The 21,043-nt window shown below is 67.4% G+C and carries 18 protein-coding genes, 1 tRNA gene and 1 pseudogene; 13 read left to right on the top strand and 7 right to left on the bottom strand.

Annotated features, from left to right (window positions below):
• Nucleotides 1–37: 37 nt before the first annotated feature.
• The 4 genes from atpD (at nt 38) to Taqua_RS09085 (ending at nt 3,565) form a co-directional block, all read left to right on the top strand.
• Complete coding sequence (atpD, locus tag Taqua_RS09100; protein ID WP_144326367.1) at nt 38–1,447, top strand: F0F1 ATP synthase subunit beta; 1,410 nt, start codon at nt 38–40, stop codon at nt 1,445–1,447.
• Between the two features lie 93 nt (nt 1,448–1,540).
• The gene (locus tag Taqua_RS09095; RefSeq protein ID WP_144326366.1) at nt 1,541–1,957 is read left to right on the top strand and encodes a F0F1 ATP synthase subunit epsilon; all 417 of its coding nucleotides are present in this window, start codon (nt 1,541–1,543) and stop codon (nt 1,955–1,957) included.
• A 7-nt stretch (nt 1,958–1,964) separates the two neighbouring features.
• Complete coding sequence (locus tag Taqua_RS09090; RefSeq protein ID WP_144326365.1) at nt 1,965–2,990, top strand: YheT family hydrolase; 1,026 nt, start codon at nt 1,965–1,967, stop codon at nt 2,988–2,990.
• 11 nt (nt 2,991–3,001) lie between these two features.
• Nucleotides 3,002–3,565, top strand: a complete 564-nt coding sequence (locus tag Taqua_RS09085; protein WP_144326364.1) for a DUF2946 family protein — start codon at nt 3,002–3,004, stop codon at nt 3,563–3,565.
• On the opposite strand, the gene aroQ is transcribed toward Taqua_RS09085, so the two are convergent.
• Both aroQ and Taqua_RS09075 read right to left on the bottom strand, forming a co-directional pair.
• Nucleotides 3,505–4,014, bottom strand: a complete 510-nt coding sequence (aroQ, locus tag Taqua_RS09080; protein WP_246094671.1) for a type II 3-dehydroquinate dehydratase — start codon at nt 4,012–4,014, stop codon at nt 3,505–3,507. The genes Taqua_RS09085 and aroQ overlap by 61 nt on opposite strands.
• An 8-nt stretch (nt 4,015–4,022) precedes the next feature.
• Nucleotides 4,023–4,532, bottom strand: coding sequence for a c-type cytochrome (locus Taqua_RS09075; RefSeq protein WP_144326363.1), 510 nt, complete (start codon nt 4,530–4,532; stop codon nt 4,023–4,025).
• Nucleotides 4,533–4,754: 222 nt separating this feature from the next.
• Between Taqua_RS09075 and Taqua_RS09070 the strand changes: the two genes are divergently transcribed.
• Nucleotides 4,755–4,830: transfer RNA gene (locus tag Taqua_RS09070), tRNA-Arg, on the top strand.
• Nucleotides 4,831–5,093: 263 nt separating this feature from the next.
• On the opposite strand, the gene Taqua_RS09065 is transcribed toward Taqua_RS09070, so the two are convergent.
• Nucleotides 5,094–5,315 carry a helix-turn-helix domain-containing protein gene (locus Taqua_RS09065; RefSeq protein ID WP_144326362.1) on the bottom strand — a complete coding sequence of 74 codons (222 nt, stop codon included), beginning with the start codon at nt 5,313–5,315 and terminating at the stop codon, nt 5,094–5,096.
• 157 nt (nt 5,316–5,472) lie between these two features.
• On the opposite strand from Taqua_RS09065, the gene Taqua_RS09060 reads away from it, so the two are divergent.
• The 8 genes and pseudogenes from Taqua_RS09060 to Taqua_RS09020 all read left to right on the top strand — a co-directional run bounded on the left by Taqua_RS09060 (nt 5,473) and on the right by Taqua_RS09020 (nt 16,487).
• Nucleotides 5,473–5,709: a hypothetical protein gene (locus tag Taqua_RS09060; protein WP_144326361.1), complete on the top strand. Its 237-nt coding sequence runs from the start codon at nt 5,473–5,475 to the stop codon at nt 5,707–5,709.
• On the top strand, nt 5,702–7,003 hold the full coding sequence (locus Taqua_RS09055; RefSeq protein WP_144326360.1) for an Arm DNA-binding domain-containing protein: 1,302 nt from the start codon (nt 5,702–5,704) through the stop codon (nt 7,001–7,003). Before Taqua_RS09060 ends, Taqua_RS09055 begins: the two co-directional genes overlap by 8 nt.
• The gene (locus tag Taqua_RS09050; RefSeq protein WP_185969598.1) at nt 6,990–7,979 is read left to right on the top strand and encodes an HD domain-containing protein; all 990 of its coding nucleotides are present in this window, start codon (nt 6,990–6,992) and stop codon (nt 7,977–7,979) included. Before Taqua_RS09055 ends, Taqua_RS09050 begins: the two co-directional genes overlap by 14 nt.
• Before the next feature lie 86 nt (nt 7,980–8,065).
• Nucleotides 8,066–8,695, top strand: coding sequence for a ParB N-terminal domain-containing protein (locus tag Taqua_RS13245; RefSeq protein ID WP_185969597.1), 630 nt, complete (start codon nt 8,066–8,068; stop codon nt 8,693–8,695).
• Nucleotides 8,685–11,471 carry a hypothetical protein gene (locus Taqua_RS09035; RefSeq protein WP_144326356.1) on the top strand — a complete coding sequence of 929 codons (2,787 nt, stop codon included), beginning with the start codon at nt 8,685–8,687 and terminating at the stop codon, nt 11,469–11,471. The genes Taqua_RS13245 and Taqua_RS09035 overlap by 11 nt, the downstream gene beginning before the upstream one ends.
• Nucleotides 11,468–14,665: a site-specific integrase gene (locus tag Taqua_RS09030; RefSeq protein ID WP_144326355.1), complete on the top strand. Its 3,198-nt coding sequence runs from the start codon at nt 11,468–11,470 to the stop codon at nt 14,663–14,665. The genes Taqua_RS09035 and Taqua_RS09030 overlap by 4 nt, the downstream gene beginning before the upstream one ends.
• Before the next feature lie 401 nt (nt 14,666–15,066).
• A pseudogene (locus Taqua_RS09025) lies at nt 15,067–15,186 on the top strand (integrase core domain-containing protein); the annotation flags it as partial.
• A 62-nt stretch (nt 15,187–15,248) separates the two neighbouring features.
• A complete protein-coding gene (locus Taqua_RS09020; protein ID WP_144326354.1) occupies nt 15,249–16,487 on the top strand; it encodes an IS256 family transposase in 1,239 nt (412 codons plus the stop codon).
• Between the two features lie 793 nt (nt 16,488–17,280).
• Here Taqua_RS09020 and Taqua_RS09010 read toward each other — a convergent pair.
• The 4 genes from Taqua_RS09010 to phnC are packed head-to-tail and all read right to left on the bottom strand — an operon-like array spanning nt 17,281 to nt 20,787.
• Complete coding sequence (locus Taqua_RS09010; RefSeq protein ID WP_144326353.1) at nt 17,281–18,261, bottom strand: phosphonate dehydrogenase; 981 nt, start codon at nt 18,259–18,261, stop codon at nt 17,281–17,283.
• 17 nt (nt 18,262–18,278) lie between these two features.
• The gene (gene phnE, locus Taqua_RS09005; protein WP_144326352.1) at nt 18,279–19,079 is read right to left on the bottom strand and encodes a phosphonate ABC transporter, permease protein PhnE; all 801 of its coding nucleotides are present in this window, start codon (nt 19,077–19,079) and stop codon (nt 18,279–18,281) included.
• Nucleotides 19,076–19,954 (bottom strand): phosphate/phosphite/phosphonate ABC transporter substrate-binding protein, encoded by an 879-nt coding sequence (gene phnD / locus Taqua_RS09000; protein ID WP_144326351.1) that lies wholly within the window; start codon nt 19,952–19,954, stop codon nt 19,076–19,078. Before phnD ends, phnE begins: the two co-directional genes overlap by 4 nt.
• On the bottom strand, nt 19,948–20,787 hold the full coding sequence (gene phnC / locus Taqua_RS08995; RefSeq protein WP_144326350.1) for a phosphonate ABC transporter ATP-binding protein: 840 nt from the start codon (nt 20,785–20,787) through the stop codon (nt 19,948–19,950). Before phnC ends, phnD begins: the two co-directional genes overlap by 7 nt.
• Nucleotides 20,788–21,043 lie beyond the last annotated feature (256 nt).

Genomic DNA, 21,043 nt, shown 5'->3' with positions numbered 1-21,043 from the left:
GTTCCCGTCATCTTCGCAATCGAACAAGGTTTGAATCATGGCTCAAGTTCAAGGCAAGATCGTTCAGTGCATCGGCGCCGTGGTGGACGTGGAGTTCCCGCGTGACCAGATGCCCAAGGTGTACGACGCCCTCAAGATGGAAGGCTCGCCGCTGACGCTGGAGGTGCAGCAGCAGCTCGGCGACGGTGTGGTGCGCACCATCGCGCTGGGCTCCTCCGACGGCCTGCGCCGTGGCATGACGGTGTACAACACCGGCGCGCCGATCACGGTGCCGGTCGGCAAGGCCACGCTGGGCCGCATCATGGACGTGCTGGGCAACCCCATCGACGAGCGCGGCCCGATCGACCAGTCGCTGACCAGCTCGATCCACCGCAAGGCCCCGGCCTACGACGAGCTGTCGCCGTCGACCGAGCTGCTCGAGACCGGCATCAAGGTGATCGACCTGATCTGCCCGTTCGCCAAGGGCGGCAAGGTCGGTCTGTTCGGCGGTGCCGGCGTCGGCAAGACCGTCAACATGATGGAGCTGATCAACAACATCGCCAAGGCGCACTCGGGCCTGTCGGTGTTTGCGGGCGTGGGTGAGCGCACGCGTGAAGGCAACGACTTCTACCACGAGATGATGGAGTCCAAGGTGGTCGTCGCCGACAACCTGTCGGAGTCCAAAGTGGCGATGGTGTACGGCCAGATGAACGAGCCGCCGGGCAACCGTCTGCGCGTGGCGCTGACCGGTCTGACGATCGCCGAATCGTTCCGTGATGAAGGCCGCGACGTGCTGTTCTTCGTCGACAACATCTACCGCTACACGCTGGCCGGTACCGAAGTGTCGGCGCTGCTGGGCCGTATGCCGTCGGCGGTGGGTTACCAGCCGACGCTGGCCGAAGAAATGGGCAAGCTGCAAGAGCGCATCACCTCGACCAAGGTGGGCTCGATCACCTCGATCCAGGCCGTCTACGTGCCCGCGGACGACCTGACCGACCCGTCGCCGGCCACCACCTTCGCGCACTTGGACGCCACCGTGGTGTTGAGCCGTGACATCGCCGCGCTGGGTATTTACCCGGCGGTGGACCCGCTGGATTCGACCAGCCGTCAGGTCGACCCCAACATCGTTGGCGAAGAGCACTACAACACGACCCGCGCCGTGCAGGCGGTGCTGCAGCGCTACAAGGAACTGCGCGACATCATCGCGATCCTGGGCATGGACGAACTGTCGCCGGAAGACAAGCTGATCGTGGCCCGCGCGCGCAAGATCCAGCGCTTCCTGTCGCAGCCGTTCCACGTGGCCGAGGTGTTCACCGGCCAGCCCGGCAAGTACGTGCCGCTGAAGGAAACCATCCGCGGCTTCAAGATGATCGTCAACGGCGAGTGCGACCATCTGCCCGAGCAGGCGTTTTATATGGTCGGCACCATCGACGACGCCTTCGAGAAGGCCAAGAAGCTGGCCGCCTGAGGCGACCACCCTACGGGGCGATCGCAGGGGCGGTGAGACGCGCGGCCATGCCGCGCACCGCCGCCCCGTTGGACGAGAGACGAAGGAGTCGCGATGCAAACGATACAGGTCGAAGTGGTCAGCGCCGAAGAGTCGATCTTCAGCGGTCCAGCCCGGTTCGTGGCCCTGCCGGGCGAAGCGGGCGAGCTGGGCATTCTGCCCGGCCACGTGCCGCTGATCACGCGCATCAAGCCCGGCGCGGTGCGCATCGAGAAGGCCGACGGCGAAGAGGAGTTCGTCTTCGTCGCCGGCGGCATCCTGGAGGTGCAGCCCAAGGTGGTTACGGTGTTGTCCGACACCGCGATCCGTGGCAAGGACCTCGACGAGGCCAAGGCCAACGAAGCGCGCAAAGCCGCCGAAGAGGCGCTGAAAAACGCCAAGAGCGACATTGATTTGGCCAAGGCGCAGTCGGAGCTGGCCATCATGGCGGCGCAGATCGCGGCGCTGCGTCGCTTCCGGCAAAAACGCTGACGTGGCCATGGTGCTGCCCCCGGCACCATGCCTACCCGATGAATGGCCACGCCCGCCGGCGTGGCAACGTGGCGGCCACCGGCAAACGGTGGCCGCGGCTTTTTGGGCGCGCCGCACACCGGCGCCCCTGCCGGCGTGGCAGCACCAGCGTTGGACCACGCCGGATGGCGATTTTGTCGATGCCGACACGCTGCTGCCGCCGGTGCCGCAGGGCCTGGTCGTGCTCTTTCACGGCCTGGAGGGTTCGTCACGCAGCCATTACGCGCAGGCGCTGGCGTGGGTGGCGCTGCAGCGGGGCTGGGGTGTGGTGGTGCCGCACTTTCGGGGCTGCTCCGGCGAACCCAACCGGGCGCCGCGCGCCTACCACAGCGGCGACCACGCCGAAATCGACTGGATGCTGGCCCGCGCCGCCGCGCTGGCGCCGGCGTTGCCGTTGTGGGCGGTGGGTGTTTCGCTGGGCGGCAACGCGTTGCTGCGCTGGCTTGAGGAGCAGGGCGCACACGCGGGTGCGCGGGTGCAGGCTGCCGCGGCGGTGTCGGCGCCGCTGGACCTGATGGCGGCCGGGGCGGCCATCGACCGCGGTTTGAACCGGTGGCTGTACGCGCGGCACTTTTTGCGTACGATGCGTGCCAAGGCCCGTGCCTTGGCACGCCGACACCCTGGGGTGATGGAGGTGCGCCGCGCCGTGACAGCGCACACGCTGCGCGAATTCGACGACGCCTTCACGGCACCGTTGCACGGCTTTGCCGGTGTGGACGATTATTGGCAGCGCGCTTCCAGCAAGCCCCAGTTGCCGCGTATCCAGGTACCGACGCTGGTGCTCAACGCGCGCAACGACCCCTTCGTGCCAGCGTCAAGCCTGCCACGCGCGGGGGAGGTCGGGCCGTGGGTACGGCTGTGGCAACCCACGCACGGCGGGCACGCGGGGTTTGCCCAGCGCCGCCACCCTGGTGACGTGCGTGGCCAGGTCTGGAGCGTGTGGGAGCATGTGCTGCGCTGGCTGCAAGCGGCCAGCGGCGCCGGTGAACGATGAGGGTGACCGAGATGGACGACATCGTCAAAGCCGCCATGGCCAAATGGCCCAACGTGCCGCATTGCTACGGCTGGCTAGGGTTGGACGAACGGGGACGCTGGTGGATGCGCGACGCCGCTGCGCAGGCTGCGGGGCCTTTTGCCGGACCCGGCGCCCACGCGGCCAGCCGCGGCAGCGAGCTGCGACACGCCGGCCTGATCGCGTTCATCGGCCGCAACTACACCTGCGATGACGAAGGGCAGTGGTATTTCCAGAACGGGCCGCAGCGGGTCTATGTGGAGCTGGCGTGCACGCCGTGGGTCTGGCGGCTGCAGCCCGACGGGGGCGTCGTCAGCCACACCGGACAGCCCACCGATGCGCAAGAGGCCCTGGTGGATGAGCGTGGCTGGCTGTACCTGGTCACGCCGTTGGGCGTCGGGGTGGTGCACAGCCAGGATGTCGCGCAGGCGGCACAGCTGCTGGAGCAGCACCGCTGGCCGCTGGTCGACGTGCGCAGCGCGACGCTGCCCGAGCGTTACGGCTTCGTGCCCAGCCCGGCGGCGCGGCGCGCCAGCGCGTCCAACGCCATCAGGTAGCCGTCCGGGCCAAAGCCGATGATGCTGCCGGCGGCCACCGGCGCGATCCACGAGTGGTGGCGAAACGACTCGCGCGCGTGCACGTTGGAGATATGCACCTCGATGACGGGCAGTGGCTCGACGCCCTTGATGGCGTCGTGCAGCGCGATCGAGGTGTGGGTGTACGCGCCAGGGTTGAACACGACGCCGAGGGCCTGCCCCTGCCGATGCAGCGCTCCCCACGCGTGAATCTGGTCGATCAGCGCGCCCTCGTGGTTGCTCTGGAAACACTCGACCTGCAAGCCCAGCGCGGCGCCGTGTTGGCGGCAGCGTTGTTCCAAGTCGGCCAACGTCAGCGCGCCGTAGATACCCGGCTCACGCGTGCCGAGCAAGTTGAGGTTGGGGCCGTTGAGCACCAACACCCGCGCCGATGCGGGGGCGGGTGCCGCCGTCACAAGGTCGTTGGCCACGGCAGGGGTTACTTTTTCTCGTCAGCCGGGGCCTGCGGCTCGGGGAAGTTGGCGCCCGCCGCATTGGCCATGTAGGCCACCGCGCGCGCGATTTCCAGGTCACGAATCGCGCCGCCGCCTTGCGCGCCCATGGCGCCTTTGCCCTTCAGCGCCGACTGCACCAGCGTGTCAAAACCCTGTGCGATGCGCGGTGCCCATGCGGCCTTGTCGCCGAGCTTGGGCGCACCCACCAGCCCTGCGGCGTGGCAGGCTGCACATTGAGCCTTGAACACGTCTTCGCCAGCGGCCAGTGGACGGTTGGCGTCACGCAGCTCGACGCTGCCGACCTTTTGGATACGCTGCGCCACCGCCAACTCCGGGTTGGCCACGCCGGCCTGGGGCTTGGGGCTACGCGTCACGTAGGCCACCAGGCCCATGATCAAGACCACCGGGACGACGAAGGCGAAAATCGCCGTCCACCACAGTTGTTTGGGGGTGTGGATCGGGCCGGTGTGGCTGTCGTGGGCGTGGTCGCTCATGCTGTCCCTTCGAAGCGGCATCTGCGAAGGCGCACGCACTGCGCATGCGCCACCTTGGTGAAAACAGACGAATTATAAGAGGCGATAACCCGTACCCGGCGCGCGGCTGCTAGAATCGGCGTCCTCGCGCGGCTGTAGCTCAGTGGATAGAGTGTCGGCCTCCGAAGCCTGTGGTCGTCCAGGCAACGCACGAAAATTTGACGACAGGTCTCAGTGCCCAACGCGGCTGTAGCTCAGTGGATAGAGTGTCGGCCTCCGAAGCCGAAGGTCGTGGGTTCGATCCCCGCCAGCCGCGCCAAATCAAGCACTTATGAGATCCCGGGATGATGTCATGCCCGAGTTTTAGACCATTGATGACGGCTTCGACGCCGATTCTGCCGCCGATCTCATCGGTCGACCGATGGTCATCTCCTCAAAAGCGACCTTGCCATGGCCCATCCGTGGCCCAGCCGTAGCCCATGGCGGCTCGATTCGCTTCCCTTCGTGACCATCGGTCTCGTGGCCCATTGAGACTGTTCCGTCGGCAACCAGCGACGTCCAGCGCGGCGCACGCCGACGAAGTCAATCGGCTTGACTGGCGTTCCCGGGCACGTGCTCGAACAGATCCCCCACGGACACGTTGAACAGGGTGCACAGGCGATCGATGGCATCCAGATCAACGCGGGTCGCTCGCTCGTAGTACAGCAACGTGACGGTGTTTCGGTTTAGGCCCGTCTGACGTGCGACATCACTGATCTTGAGCTTGCGCTCGCCCATCAAGCGCGAGAGATGGCAGCGGATCATGTTTGTCTCTGTAGAAAAGTTTCATGCAGGATAGCACAACGCTGTTGCAAACGCCAAAATCCATGCTATAATGCGATCCAGGATAGCAAAACATCATTCACGATGTCGTTTGGCTATCCTGTGCATGAACCCTGTTTCGTCAAAGGAGGCTTGAACGATGAGTTGTACCTATCTCACGACTGACGAGCTGGCCCGGCGGATCAAGTACGACCCGCGCACGATACGCAACCGGCTCAAAGACAGCGTCTTGCTGGAGGGGCGGCACTACATCCGACCTTTCGGCGGGCGCAAGACGCTCTACATCTGGGAGCACATCGAGGCCGACATGGCCAAGGCGTCACAGAACGATGCCTTCGCGATTCCGCTGCTGGGGGGAGGTGCCATCCATGGCTAGTATCCGCGTCTTGCCCACCAAGGGCACGCTATTCATGGACTTTCGCGTGGGAGGTCGGCGCTATCGGGAATACACCGCACTGCCCGACACCCCCGCCAACCGCCGCCGTCTGCAAAAGGTTCTGGACCGCATCGAGGCCGAGATCGCCGCTGGCACCTTCGACTACGAGCGCATCTTCGGGCGGCCGGCGCCGGCGGCATCGGCCGCGTCCAAGGAGCTGTTGCCACCAGTGCCAGCCAGTGAGCTCGTGCCGGCGGCAGCCCCTGCCGCGTCGGCCGCCGCAGCGTCGGCAACACCGCGCTTTGCCGACTTTGCCGAGCAGTGGTTCGCCGAGGCCAGCGTCGCGTGGCGGCGCAGCTACGTCATCACACAGCGCGGCGTGCTGGATCGATACCTGCTGCCGCACTTCGGAGATCGGGCGGTCGGCAGCATCACCAAGGCCGATGTCCTGGCGTTTCGGGCAACACTCGCCAAAGTACCCGCCCGAGGCCGCCAGGGCACCTTGTCGCACCGACGCATCAACGCGATCATGAAACCGCTGCGCCAGATCCTCAACGAAGCCGCCGACCGATTCGAGTTTACCTCGGCCTTTCGCAACATCAAGCCGCTCAAGATCAAGCGCAGCGACGTCATGCCCTTCACACTGGAGGAGGTGCAGCGCATCTTGCGGGCGGTGCGCCCGGACTGGCGCAACTACTTCGTGGTGCGCTTCTTCACCGGCATGCGCACGGGCGAAGTGCACGGGCTCAAATGGCACCACGTCGACTTCGAGCGTCGCCTCATCCTGGTGCGCGAATCCTTCGTGCTGGGCGAAGACGACGAGCTCAAGACCGACGGCTCCATGCGCGACATCCAGATGAACCAAGTGGTCTACGAGGCGCTGGCCGCGCAGCGCCGCGCCAGCCGCGAAGACGCGCTGTACGTGTTTGCCAACCGCGCTGGGCGCCCCATCGACAACAAGAACTTCATGACGCGGGTGTGGTACCCGCTGCTGCGCCACCTCGATTTGGCGCCGCGGCGGCCCTACCAGATGCGCCACACCGCCGCCACGCTGTGGCTGGCCGCCGGCGAGTCGCCCGAGTGGATCGCGCGCCAGCTCGGGCACAGCAGCACCGAGATGCTGTTTCGCATCTACTCGCGCTTCGTGCCCAACCTCACACGGCGCGATGGCTCGGCCTTCGAGCGGTTGCTGTGCCAGCACCTCGGGCCAGTGGGCGTGGTCGGCGCGGGTGCCGCCGCCGTCGCCACCGATGTCGACCATGGTGCCTGGGAGGGCAGCCATGAGCGCGTATGAACCGCCGGCGCTGATGCCGGCGACGGCGTGCCCGGGCGTGGCGCGCCACGTACTGGTGCGGCTGTTGCGCCCGCGCGGCGTGCCCGATGGCGGCCGGCGCCGGCTGCGCGCCGAGGTCTGGGTGCCCGGGCAGGGCACGCGCACCCTGCACTGGAGCCAGCCGCTGCGCGCTGACACCCTCGCGCCGGGACGGCTGGCGCGCGCGGCCATCGTCGAAGCGGACCTCGCCGCTACCGCGCCCATCGAGGCGCTGCGCGTGTGGCCCGCGGCGCTGGCGGCCGACGTCGATCTGCTGCAGACCGTGCCCGATGCGTGGCTGGGCCCGCAGGCGGCGCACACCCGCGCCGCCTTTGCGCTCCTGTGGCAGCGCCTGAGCGAGCCGATGCGCGCCTGGTTCAACGCCCTGTTTTGGCGCCACCCGCAGCGCCTGTGGGCCTTTGTCCAGGCGCGCGCCTCGCTGCAGCACCACCACGCGCGCGCGCACGGTCTGCTGCAGCACAGCCTGGACTGTGCGCAGCGCGCGCTGCGGCTGGCCGCCGGCGACCCCAGCGTCGACGCCGAGGTGCTGATCATGGCCGCCTTGCTCCACGACCTGGGCAAGGCCGACGAATACCGGTGGGATGCGGCGCAGCGGCGCTGGCGGCTGACGCTGCGCGGCGAGCTGATCGGGCACCGCCTGAGCACCCTGCAGTGGATGACCGAAGCGCTGGCCGAGCTGCCCCTCGCATCGCGGCCGCAGGCGCTGCGCGAGATGGCGGTGCACCACGCCATCCATGCCTGCTGGGCCCCGGACTGGGTCGGGCTGCGCCGACCGCGCACTCCCGAGGCGCTGGTGCTGGGCAGCGTCGATGCCCTTTCCGGCCAAATCGACCTGATCGAGCAGTGTCGCGCCCGCGGCGCGCCGGCAGGACGCTACGTGCCGGCGCTGGGCACGCGGGTCTACTGGGGGCTGGGGGCGTCTGCGACGGCGACCTGAGCGCGCGGGCGGGCAGGGCGCGCCCACGCGCTGCGCCGTTTTGGGTAGCATGCGCGCGTGCGACCTTCCGCTTGCACCGCGCCGCCATGTCCCGTCGCCCCGCCACCGCCGCCTGCCCAACCACTCCCGCCGCGCCCGCCCCTGCCGCGTCAGCGGATACCGCATCGTGCGGCGCACCGCTGCCGTGGATCATCGCGGCTGACCACCCGTGGGCGGTGCAGCTGCAGCTGGCACGGGTGCCACTGGCGGCCATCGTGGCCGACGCCGAGGCGGACCTGCAGGGCGAGCCGGGCGCGGCGATCGTCGACTGGAACGCCTGGACGTTGCCGGCGGTGCAGCTGCTGGCGCTGCTGAGCCCCATCGTCGTGCGGCGCACCCGCGGCGGCCAGTGGCGGCTGCTGGCCGGAGCGCGCACCTGGGCCATGCTGTGGCAATGTCTGGGCCGCGACGCCGAGGTCGTGGTGCTGGTGCTGAGCTGCCCCCGATCCCAGGCACCCGCGGTGCGTGCCTTGCTGGCGGCGCTGGACGCCGTGGGGCAGCGGGCGCTGCACCGCTGGGCTGCGGGCCTCAACGCGCTGCGCGAGCGCTACGAGCGGCTGCCGAGCGCGCCGCTGCCGATGCTGCGTGATGCCCAACTCCAAACCCTGGCACAGGCGCTGGGCTGCACCACCGCGGCGCTGGCCAAAGCCCTGCGGAGTGAGCGCCATGAGCCATGAACCGCCGGCTTGGCGCGCGCTCATCGACGCCGCTGTCGCCGACGGCGCCGACGCTGCGGCGCTGCGCGCGCTGCTGCACGACGTGCGCGCGCACCCCGAACTCATCGGCCATGCCCGCATCTTCGCGTGCATGGCCGCGATCCTGCAGCAGGCCCAGCGCGGTGACTTCGGCGCGCTGCCCGCGCTGCCGCCCGAGCGCCTGCGCCAGTGGCTGGCGGCGGCACGCTGGGCCGCCGATTGGACCCGAGCCCACGCCGCCGACCTGCGGCAACACCCGCTGCTGGCGCCGCTGCTGCGCGGCGCTGCCGGTGCACGCGGCCACCCGCTCATGCGGCATGGCATCCGCGCCGCATCACTGGTCTCGGCGCTGTGGAACGAACACGAGCACGAACACGAGCGGCCGGGCAGCGCGGCGGCGCAGAGCCTGGCGCGCCTGCAAGGCCACCTGCTGCTGGGCAGCTTGGCGCTGCTGCGCGATCGCCACTCGTCGGCCGCGGCGCTCGACGCCCTGCCGAGCGCGACGCTGGCCAACGCGGCGCTGGTGGTGCGCGAGTGCAGCCTGGCCCGTGCCGAGCCCTTGCTCGCAGCCTTGCCGGTGGCGCAGGACACTGCCACCTTCTTGCAGACACTGGCCCAGGCCCGGCGTGAGGCCCTGCTGGCGCTGGCGGCTGCGCACAGCGCCGCGCCCGCGTCTGAGCAGCAGCGCCACCGTTGGGCGCTCTATCTGCGCTACCTCATCGCCTGGGCCCAGCGCTGCGCGGGTCGGGTGCGCCCGCGCGCGCGCCGCCGCCGCGGCGGCGGTCGCGGCCCGCGCCAGCCCGTGCACGGCTGGGTCGGCTTGATCGGGCCCGCGCTGCGGCGTCAAGCCCCGGAGCTGCTGCCACCGCAAGACGAAGACGAGGAGGCGCTGTGGTGGTACGACGACCTGCCGCGCGACGAGCGCGAGCTCGCCGACGTCATCGGCCAGGAGCAAGCGCTGGGGGCGTCGCCGCTGGAGACGGCCGAGCCGCTGTACGAGCTGCTCGATGCGCGCGCCTGCGGCGCACGCTTGTTTGCCGGCCGCTGGGGGCAGCCGACGCGGCAAAGCGCCGCACAGCGCTTCGGCTGGGACTGGCGCGTGCTCACACCGTGGGAGCTGCAGTGTCTGGGGCGGGCCGTGCGCGCGGCGCTCGACGCTGGCCAGCAGCGCGGCGCCGCCGGTGGTGCGCGCGCGCAGGCCGGCGCGCTCGTACTGGTCGCGCTGCTGCTGGGCCGCAGCCTGGAGCAAGCGCGCACGCTGCGCTGGCGTTGGGTGCACGCGCCCAGCGCCGAAGACGCCCTGGTTGCGGTCCTGCGCCAGGCGCTCATCGATGCGCCCACCCTGCTGTGCTGGGGCCCGCCGGGGCACGAGGCGGCGCCGCCCGAGCCGCTCGGATGCGTGCTGCCGGCGCTGCAGCCACGCTACCGCGTCCCGCTGCCCGAGGCGGTGCAGGCCTGGGGCGAGCCGGTGGCCGCAGCGGTGTTTCTGCCCGGCGCCACCCACTGGTGGGCGCTCGTGCTGCGCGCCAGCGGCGCGCCCGAGCGCGCGCGGCCGCACAGCCACGCCAAGCTGGTGTTCAGCGCCCACCCGAGCACGCTCGACGCCCAAGCGCAGGCGCTGCTGCAGGCCATCGGTGAGCCGCGCATCACGCCGCAGCGCATCGCGCAGACGATGCCAGCGATCCTGCTGCACGTCACGGGTGACGCCAGCTGCGTGTGGCTGACGCTGGCGCAGACGCAGCACGCCGGCGAGCCCCGCCTGCACTACACCCAGCACACGCTGGCGCACATCGCCCAGGCCTGGACGCAGGGCTGCGCACGGCTGGCGCCGTGGCTGGCCGCCCTGGGGCCGCCGCAGCCAGCAAACGCACCGCACCCAAGCGCCGTGCTGCCACCCACACCCGCAGCGGCAAAGGCAGAGTCAGAGGCAGCGCCCGCCTGGCCCAGCTGGCGCGCGGGGGCGCGCTTCGTGCTGCAAGAAGCGTGGCTGCAGGCGCTCGTGCGCGACACCCAGCGGCGCCTGGCGACCAAGGTGCGCAGCTGGGCGCAGCTGCGCGAGTACCACGAGACCTGGGTGTTCTACACCGTACTGCTGCAGCTGCTGTGCACCGGCATGCGCGCGCAGCGCGACCTGCTCGGGCCGTGGCAGGCCTGGCGGCAGATGAGCGACGCGGCCGGCTCGCAACTGTGCGCGCTCAGCGACAAGGCCCCAGCCTGGCACGACCGCACGCGCGTGGTGTGGCTGCCGGCGGCGCTGACGGCGCACTTCGCCCAGCACCGCCGCCACCTGCAGGGGCTGCAGCAGCGCCTGGCCGAGTACGGCGTGCTGTGGCCGCTGGATGAGGCCAACGGGCTGGCCGTCTTCGACGGCGATGCCCAACAGCCCGCCCTCAGCAGTGTCGGCGCCTACTGGATGGGGCAGCAGCTGGCGCGCCGCCTGCACACCGTCTCGGCCGCCGCGACCGCGCCGAGCGCATCCTCAGCCGCGCTCGCGCCCGGTGCCGACGATCTGGTGCCGCCCAACTTCGCGCGTGCGCGGCTGCGCTCGCGGCTGCTCGGTGCTGGCATGCGCGCCGAGGTGATCGACGCCTACCTCGGCCACGCGCGTCAGGGCGAGTGGCCCTGGGGGCCGCTGAGCACCTTCGACTGGCGCGGCGCCCTCGCCGATCTCTGCGTCGCCATCGAGCACGACCTCCAGTCCCTGGGCATCGTGCCCCTGGTCAGTGCCCTGGCCGCACCCACCCGCTCACCGGCATGAAACCCGTGGCCGACATCGAGGCCCTGTGGGCGCGCCTGGCGCACGGTCAAAGCGCGCAGGCCACCGCGTCGCTGGCCGCGCTGCGCGCCGTGCTGCGCGAGCACGCCGACAATCCCCATGCGCAGTGGTTGTGCGAGGGCGTCGGCCCGATGGCCGACGCCAGCAGCGCCAGCGCGCTGTGCGAGGCGCTGGTGCAACACTGTCTGAATCAGCCCGACGCGGCAGCGCCGTCGGCGCGTGCGCGCCACCACGCGGGGCTGCAGCGCGCCGCGCAGTGGCTGCGCTGGGTCTACCAGCTCGTGCGGGCGCTGCGCGCGGCCGCGCGCGCCGCCGTCGTCGAGCCGCCGGCGCCAACGCTGCTGCTGGCCGCCGTGCACCCACCCGAGAGCCCCTTCGCCGGGCAGGCGCTGCAGCGGCTGCAGCGCGCCGAGCGCTGGCGTGCTGCCTTGCTCGAGGCCTTGCGCCGGCCCGCATCGGTCTCGAGCGCCCCGCGGTGGCTGGCGGCGATGCTGCTCAGCGCGACCCTGCTCGGCGGCTTGCTTCAGCGGCGCGCCCTGCAGGTGCTGCGCGCGTGCCTGTGCGCGAACGCGGCGCTGCCGCGCACCGGCTTGGGCGTGCCCTACCTCGACATCGAGCACCCCGCGCGCGGCGCGCAGCGCGCGCGACTGCAGCGCTGGCTGTTCGATCCGGTCAGCGCCTGGCTGCTCGAGCACCGCCCGGGTGGTGACATCGTCGCGCCGTCGTCGCTGCCGGCGCAGTGGCGCCGTCTGCTGGGCAGTGCCCACGCGCCGCGCGACCTCGACGACCTCATCGAAGGCGCCAGCGTCCTGTGGCTGCGCTGGGGCACGGCGCTGGACGTGCAGCTCATGCGCGGACACTACCCCACCCACGATATCGAGCCGCGGCTGTGGCAGCAATTGAGCGCGTCGCTGGGGGCTGACGAGCAGCCGCGCGCGGCCGCACGGCTCATCGCGCCTGCCGACGACGAGGAGGACGAGGCCACCGCCGAGGAGGCCCAGCCTTGGGCGGCGGACGCCGCGCTGCTGTACCCGTGGCTGGACGGCCTGTGCACCATCGCCGCTGCCGACGGCCCCTGGCCGACCGAAGAGTCGGCGTGGCAGCAGCGGCTGCAGGCCGCAGGCACCGCGCTGCCCGACACCCAAGCGGTGCTGCTGCGCTGGCTGGCGGCGCTGGCGGTGCGGCGCGCCCAGCAAAGCCCGTCGGTGCAACGGCGCATCGCGCACCAGGTGCACACCCTGCTGCCGGCATGGGTGGCGGTGCTCGGCCAGCTGGGCAGCGCCGAAGCAGCCGACGCCGGCGCCGAGCCAGACGGCGGCGATGAGCCGCCGCTGCCCGACCCCACCCAGTGGTCGCACGAGGAGCTCGACAGCGCCGAGCAGCTGCTGCTGGCGTCGGCCAGCGCACGGCGCCAGCGCACGCTGCGCCTTGCCTGGGCGGGGCTGCGCCGCAGTATCGAGCGCACCGTCGCCGGCCGCAGCCGAGCGCGCGAGCGCGTGCCCGACGGCGTCGATGCGCGGCCGCTGCCGGCCGGCGTCTTGATGCGGGCGCTGCAGACCCTGCAGCGTCAAGCGCTGCTGCAGCGCGACCCGCAGAGTCCGCCGGCGTTGTGGGAGATGGCCTGGCTCAGCGCGGTGCTGGCGTTTCGCACCGGCATGCGCCGCGCCGAGATCCTGGGCCTGCGGCTGCTCGACATCTCTCCCGAGCCGGACCTGACGATCGTCGTGCGCCCCACCGCCCAGCGGCGGCTCAAGACCGCGCATGCGCAGCGCATCATCCCCGCTGGCGCGCTGCTGCTGCCCGCCGAGCGCCAGCGCTTGCTGGCCTGGGTGCACCAGCGCTGGGCCCAGATTGGCGCCGATCCCCGCGCTGCGTTCGCACCCGCTCGGGCGCAAGTGCCGCTGTTCGACCTCGACCTCGGCCGCACCCGCGCCTCGGCCGAGCGCACCGCCGAGCGAATCATCGAGGCGCTGGCCGACGCTCTTGCCGGCGCGCACATCCACCACTTGCGCCACGCCTTCGCCACCTGGACCTACCTGGCCTTGCGCGCCGTGGAGCTGCCGCGCATCATCGATGTCTTCGCTGGCGACCCCGACACGCAAGCCCTGCTGCGCCGCGGCGCCGAGCTGCACCGCGCCTTGCTCGGGGGACCATCGGGCAGCGCGCGCCAAGCGGCCTTCGCCGTGGCGCGGCTGCTCGGACACACCTCGCCGCTGGTGTCGCTCGAGCACTACATCCACGCCCAGGCCATCGTCACCTGGGCGCTGGCGGTGCGCGAGTGCGAGCGCTTGGCGCAGCTCGGCGACCGCGACGGCGTGGCGCAGCGGGCGCTGCGGGCGTGCGCTGTCACCAGCGCCCCCGCTGCGACCGAGGCCGCCGGCAGTGTGGCGGCCGCACCCGCATCGATCGGGTCGGCTGCTGCCGCCGTGCCCGCGCACTGGCCCTTGCCCGGCGCCTACGCCGTGCTCGGCCAGTTGCAGGCGACCCAGGGCGATGCCGTCGCTTGCGTGGATCGCGTGCGCGCGCACCTGCCCGCTTTGGAGCTGAGCGAGCCGCAGGCCCACGCACTGCTGCAGCGCGCCGCCGAACTGGCGCACTGCCTCAGACGTGACGACGATCCTGCCTTCCGCTGGCCCACCGGCGTGCGCCGCGCTTGGGTGCGCGACGGGCCGCACGGCCCCTACCTCGCGCTGCCGAGCCTGCGCGCGCCGGCTTGGCTGCAGCAGTGGCAGCGGCGCTGGCCGCGTAATGCCGACATCCGCGCTCTGGCGCTGCCCGCCTTGCGCATTCATCTGCTGCGCACCACTCCGCGCCGGCGCGACGTCGCTTTCTGGGGGGCGGAGCAAGCAAGCGCCCTGCAGACCTATGTTCGGCTGCTGGTGGGGCTGGGCCTGCACGACGATGGGCTGCGCGTGGTGCTGCGCCGCGCCGATGGCAGCACCGACTTGCCGCCCTGGGTGCACGGGGCCGTGCCCGAGCCCGCGCTGCGCCAAGTGCTGCAGCGGCTGCCGCGCGTCGGCCTCGCGGTCAAGGATGCGGGCCGCGCCGGTGCCTTTGCGCGCTGGCTGGGGCTGGAGTGGAGCGCGGGCCGCAACGCCCGGCCCGACACGCTGACCACCGCATTGATCTTGCTCGGGCTGCTCAGCGCGGGCGAGGCGCCGCTGGCGTGGTCGTGAATGCGCCCCTGATGGGTTGGCGCGTCGGTATCCGTGACCTGCCCGCGCGAGCCGCATCACGGTATACGAGAGAAGTCTGTCAATCCAGGAGAACGACGGACATAAAAAAGAGCCGCTTCAGCGACGAACCAATCATGGGCTTTTGGCGACAGGCCAAAGCCCACCTGGACGTTCACGCCCTCGAGAGCATCGTCGGGGGCAAGCGCCAGCCCCACAGGCGCGGCGCCATCCGACAGATGATCAAGCCGTATCGCCTCTCGCAGCGGCACGCCTGCCTCCCTGTGGGGCTATCCCGAGACAGCTGCTGCTACCCGCCGCAGCCCAGCGAGCTCAATGCCATGCTTGTTGGACAGATTCGGCAAACGGCCTGGATACGTCGCCGATTCGGCTACCGGCGCATCCTGATTGAGCCGGGCAAGCCGATGCAGAACGGCTACAAAGAGTGCTTCAACGGCAGGTTCAGAGATGAATGCCTCGACGAGCAGTGGGTTGAATCGTTGTCACAGGCCCGGGCGTGCATTGCGCGCGAGGGTGTCAGGATTTTTGTGTGAGGGGCCTACCATGACGATGTTCAGGAGCCCCCATGCCACGCAAGAAGACCACCCCCGCCGCGAAGCCGGACGCCATTCTTCCCGACGAGCTGCTTGAGAAGCTGATCCCCGGACCGATGGACGCCGCCGGCGTCGAGGCCGTGTTCCAGAAGCTGAAGAAGGCCGTGATCGAGCGCGCCTTGGGGGCTGAGCTGGGCGTGCACTTGGCCAGCCCCGAGGGCGGCCGCGGGAACCATCGCAACGGCCGCAGCGGCAAGACCGTGCTGACCGACGGCGGGCCGCTGCGGATTGAGGTGCCCCGCGACCGGGCCGGCAGCTTCGAACCGCAGCTGATCCCGAAGCATGAGCGCCGGTTTGCCGGCTTTGACGACCGGATCATCTCGATGTATGCCCGCGGCATGTCGGTGCGCGAGATTCAGGGCCATCTGGCCGAGATGTACGCCATCGAGGTGTCACCGGAGTTCATCAGCGCCGTCACCGACGCGGTGATGGCCGAGGTGGGGGCCTGGCAGGCCCGGCCGCTGGAGCCGATGTACCCGGTGGTGTTCTTCGATGCCCTGCGGGTGAAGATCCGCGAGGACGGCGTGGTGCGCAACAAGGCGGTGTATCTGGCCTTGGGCGTGCTGCCGGACGGGACCCGCGACATTCTGGGGCTTTGGATCGAGAACACCGAAGGCGCGAAGTTCTGGATGAAGGTGTTCAACGATCTCAAGACCCGCGGGGTCACGGACCTGCTGATCGGCGTGGCCGACGGCCTGAAGGGCCTGCCGGAGGCACTGGAGGCGGTGTTTCCGGCCACGACCCTGCAGACCTGCATCGTGCACCTGATCCGCAACAGCCTCGACTATGCGAGCTGGAAGGACCGTAAGGCGCTGGCCGCGGCGATCAAGCCGATCTACACCGCACCGAGCGCGGAAGCCGCCGAGCGCGCGCTGGACGCGTTCGAGGCAGGGCCGTGGGGCCAGCGCTTCCCGACCGTGGTCGCGGCCTGGCGGCGGGCGTGGAGCCGGGTGATCCCGTTCTTCGCGTTCCCGCCCGAAGTGCGGCGGATCATCTACACCACCAACGCCATCGAGAGCGTGCATTCGCGGCTGCGCAAGATCATCAAGAGCCGCGGGCACTTCCCAAGCGACGAGGCGGCCACCAAGCTGATCTGGCTGGCCTTGCGCAACATCACCGCGGACTGGAAGCGGGCGAGCAAGGAGTGGAAATCGGCGATGAACCAGTTCGCGATACTATACGGCGACCGCTTCACCCTCGCACCACGCTGAACGACACGAGGACAGATTCAGAAACCGCCCCACACACAAAAAACAGGACATCCCCGCTTGGCTTGCTGGCAAATCCTGATGCTTCAGGTAGTGCTGATACCAGCCTTTCAATGCGTTCTTGGTTGGGTACCCCAACTGGCGAATCGTGGCTCTGACACGCAAGCCAAGCTTGATGTAAAGCGCAACTGCACGAATCCTGTCTGCGTATGAGTACATGAACTACCTCCCCTGGTAGTCCAAGTTTTTGTCCGCATCCCCGGCGGGTCAGTTCTGCGTGGAAATCAACAGCCTAGATTCATTGAGATGCATCAAAGCAGTCTATCGGCGACAACGCACCTCGTCGTCTGCGTGAACTCTAAGGCAGACCCTAAAGGGGCGAGGGAGACACTTTCGGCGGTGCATCTCAACACTCTGCGCAGTGCGGTTGTATTAGACCTAGGGTTCAGCCGTGCAGTCCAAGAACTCGCAAAGCAGCGTCACCTCTACTACGAGCCGAATGTAATGACCTCAGCTGAAACGTCCTGGGTTGAAACCACTATCAGAGGCCAAGAACGATCAGTGTTGTAGCCTGACCCCTCGAAGTATCTGGTGTTTGCCATGCGCCCATTTGGGCTTACCCCATGAGCTGCGCCGTGCAGAGAACATCATCGCTAAACCACTTCGATGATGACTCAAGTCATTTCCCCTTGGCGAGCAGGATGGCATCACACGGGCAGGTTGCACCCAGCCATAGGACATAGGCTCTGAAGCCGCGCCCATTTCAGCTGGCGTGCAAACCGCCGAGCAACCATACCTATGCTGCCGCGCTGGCCTCGACAGCAACATCACTCAAACTCTCGCCCCTGAGTGAGCGGACTAGGTTCTCAGCAGCCCGCATTTCAATTTCGAACCGTACGCGTCTCACAGCCGAGCCGATGTGGGGAGTGAGTACTGTTCTGGGGTTGTTGATCAATCCCGGATGAATTTCGCGAGGTCTGTCTGGAAGTAGCCAATCTTCCATCTCATAGACGTCAGCGGCGTACGCGCCAAGTTGCTCATTAGCCAAGGCATCGACAACCGCCCTTTCGTCGACCACAGACCCCCTACCCACGTTTACAAGGATCTGGCCCTTTTTCGATAGTTGAAGCACCCTGGAGTCAACCAGGTGGCGCGTATCGCTAACAAGAGGCACTGCCAGGAACACATAGTCCGATGTGCTGAAAGCCTCATCGAGCGTGACCAGTTCGACCTGATCTAGACGCACACTTGGGTCTACACCAAGCAGCCGCGCGCAGCCAAAGCCCGCGAGTCGCGCCAATATGGCCTGCCCAACTTTTCCGAGACCGATCACGCTGGCCACCGACCCATGAAGCCCGGTTCCGTATAGAACTGGCCTCCACCCAGAGTAGCCTGCTCTTGTAGCGGCGTCACCCTGAAGCACGTTCCTGCCAGCAGCAATAGCCAATCCGATGGCCAGCTCGGCTGTGGGCTCTGTGAGGAGGTCAGGAACAAAGGTGACGGTCACCCCGGCTTGTGCGCAAGCCCTCAGGTCAAAGTTGTCATACCCCTTCAGGGCGCAAGCGATGGTCTTGAGCCTGGGAGCGTGCAACAGGGTTCGCTGATCTACCCGGTCAGACATGAAAGCCATCATTGCGTCGGCATCCTTCAGATGACGGTGGAGCTCGGCCTCGCTCCACGGCTCAGGACCGGGATTCATCACCACTTCACCAACCTGCATAAGACGCGCCAGTACCTCTTCATGGATGGGCTGCGTCACCACAATTTTCGGCATCATTACCTTCCTCTCTCTTTCTATTTCAGATGTTTGCGAAGCGCCGACCCAATGCCGTCGACCACGAGCACGCATATGAGGATGAACAGCAAAATGGCGGAGACCTCGTCGTACTTGGTCAGGCGCAGAGCTGCCATGAGTTCGAAGCCAATGCCGCCCGCACCCACGATGCCCATCACTGCCGATGCGCGAAAGTGATATTCCCATCGGTAGATGGTGATGTCCGCCAACTGGGGCAAAACCTGCGGTAACACAGCATGGGTGATGACCTGAAAGCGGCTTGCGCCTACCGCAGCAGCTGCTTCAAGTGGCTTCGGATCCACGTGCTCAATGGCTTCCGCGTAAAACTTTGCGACCATTCCCGTGGAATGCAACGCCAGTGCGAGCACCCCAGGTAGAGCACCAAACCCTACGGCTGCCACGAACAGAATGCCAAGAATGATTTCTGGCACGGACCGGAATGCCGCCAGGATGACTCTGGCCACTCTTCCCACCAAAGGATTGGGGGTGGTGTTTGGAGCCGCCAGGAGCGCCAGCGGAAGTGAAAGCACGATAGTCAGTGCTGTGCCGGCAATCGACATCGCCAAGGTGTCCCTCAGCGGGATGACCCAGTGCTCCCAGCGGTCGAAGTTGGGAGGGACCATCTCAGATAAGAGCTGCTTGACAGCCGGGGCGCCTTCGATGAACCGCTGTGCATCGAAGAACCCCGTGACGTACAGGGCTACAAGGCAAACCAGAAGGACGAACGCTGTATTGAGCAGTCCAATGAACTGCTCCCGCTTGTCGCGACTGATGATGTTCTCGAATGCAGCCGAGGTCATTGCATACGGCCCAAATCAAGCTTCAGGATGGTTGCGGTATCCCTAATGACGTCATATGCAGCGTCATCAGTGGGGGCAAACGCCTGGACACGAAACGCCTTGAGCACCTCAGCATCCTTCATGTCCAGAAAGGAAGAGCGGATGGCAGCTTTGAGCTCAGGCTTGAGGTCCCCCTGCATGACGATCGGATAGTTTGGAATGGGAGCAGAAAGGTCAAGCTGAACAATCTTCGTGGCATCAATGCTTCCTCGAGCGATGAGGTTGTCCAGAATCGGCTTGGACAGAGCCCCGGCTGGAATCTGACCCGACTGCACCGCACGTGCGACCGCGTCATGTGCCCCAAGGTGAACTGGCCGATAGTCCTTCTCACCATCAAGCTTGTACTTCTTGAGCAGGTGTGCACGTGGTACAAGGTGGCTTGATGTGGACGCCTGGTCGCCAAATCCGAAGGGCTTGCCGCGCACGTCTTCAAGCGTTTTCACCGGCCCTCCGGCCGTTGCGATGAAGACCGACTGGTATGTGGGCGACCCACGTTCAACGCCCACCGCAAAGGGCTCAATCCCGGGCGCCTTAGATTTGGCCAAAACGTACGAGAACGGTCCAAAGTACGCTACCTCAATCCGACCGAACCGCATTGCCTCGATCATCGAGGAGTAATCGGTAGTCACCACAATCTCAACATCCTTCTTGAGCTGCTGTTCAAGATAGCGCTTAAGAGGCTGCGCGTTCTGGATGACGCTGGCAGCGTTCTCATCTGGAAGAAGGGCGACACGAAGCTTTGATGGATCCTTTCCCTGCGCATGAGCCCACAGAGGAAGGAGTGCAGCAAAAGAAGCTGCGCTGACAACAAGAAAGAAGTTACGGCGATTCAGCATGGCAAGAGCTCCTTGGTTTGACTGGATTGAAGAGTTCGGGGGCTATCAGTGGACGCACTCGTGTTGGAAGCGTTGGACTGCTTTGCATAGAGGTTCCGCACAACATCAGGACTCAGCTGCTCTGCCCTACCCTCGAATACAACAGCTCCCTGGCGGAGCCCAATGATTCGGTCTGCAAACGAGCGCGCGAGCTCCACCTGGTGAAGACTCACGATTGCGGTGAGGTGGTCCTTTTTGCAGATCTCATGCAACAAGGTGAGCACGCTATGTGCGGTTGCCGGGTCCAGGCTGGCAACAGGCTCATCGGCCAGCAGGATTCGTGGCTTCTGTATTAGCGCCCTAGCTATGCCTACGCGCTGCTGCTGCCCCCCAGACAAGGCATCAGCCCGGGAGAGCGCCTTTTCGAGCAGCCCGACACGCTCAATCACTGTGAGCGCCTCCAGCTTGTCCTTCTTGCTCCACGGCCATAGCGAAGCGAATGCACCCCTGTCACCGAGCTTTCCCATCAGAACATTCCTGAGGACCGACTGACGTCCAATCAGATGATGCTGCTGGAAAACCATCCCACAGCGCTTGCGGTGCTCTCTCAGCGTCTTTGCGTTGACTACCCCACCTGCCAGGCCAGGTATCGATACCTCGCCTTTTGTGGGCAGCACCAGTCCATTGATGCTTCGTAACAAGGTGGACTTCCCTGCGCCCGAGGCGCCGAGAAGCACCAAAAACTCTCCCTGCTTCACATCCAGACTCGTCGGGTGCAAGGCCACGGTCGAGTCACCGTAGCGGACGGAAACTCCCTTGAGACTCAGAACGTCTCGGTCCTTCTCCAACTTCATGTTGTTACCTTTGCAAGTTTCTGCCTGCGAGCAGCGCGAGAGCCCTTATGACGCACATTTGCCGCAGAAAGAAATTCGATACAGCTAGGCATGCGTGCAGTTTATTCGTGGAATGTGTCATCAATATGACGGCGCGCGTCAAGCTACTTGTCGCCTCTGTCACGCAGCAATCGGCTGAATGTCTCCTCGGCTCACAGCCGTTGTGACCACAGAGTCGCGTTCAGGGTTGAGGGTAACGGCCCGGATGTGCGACCAG

Origin of the sequence: Tepidimonas aquatica (assembly GCF_007556585.1) — a bacterium.
GTDB lineage: Bacteria > Pseudomonadota > Gammaproteobacteria > Burkholderiales > Burkholderiaceae_C > Tepidimonas > Tepidimonas aquatica.
Note: the sequence above shows the minus strand (reverse complement) of the source record. Positions and strands in the feature narration are given on the sequence as shown.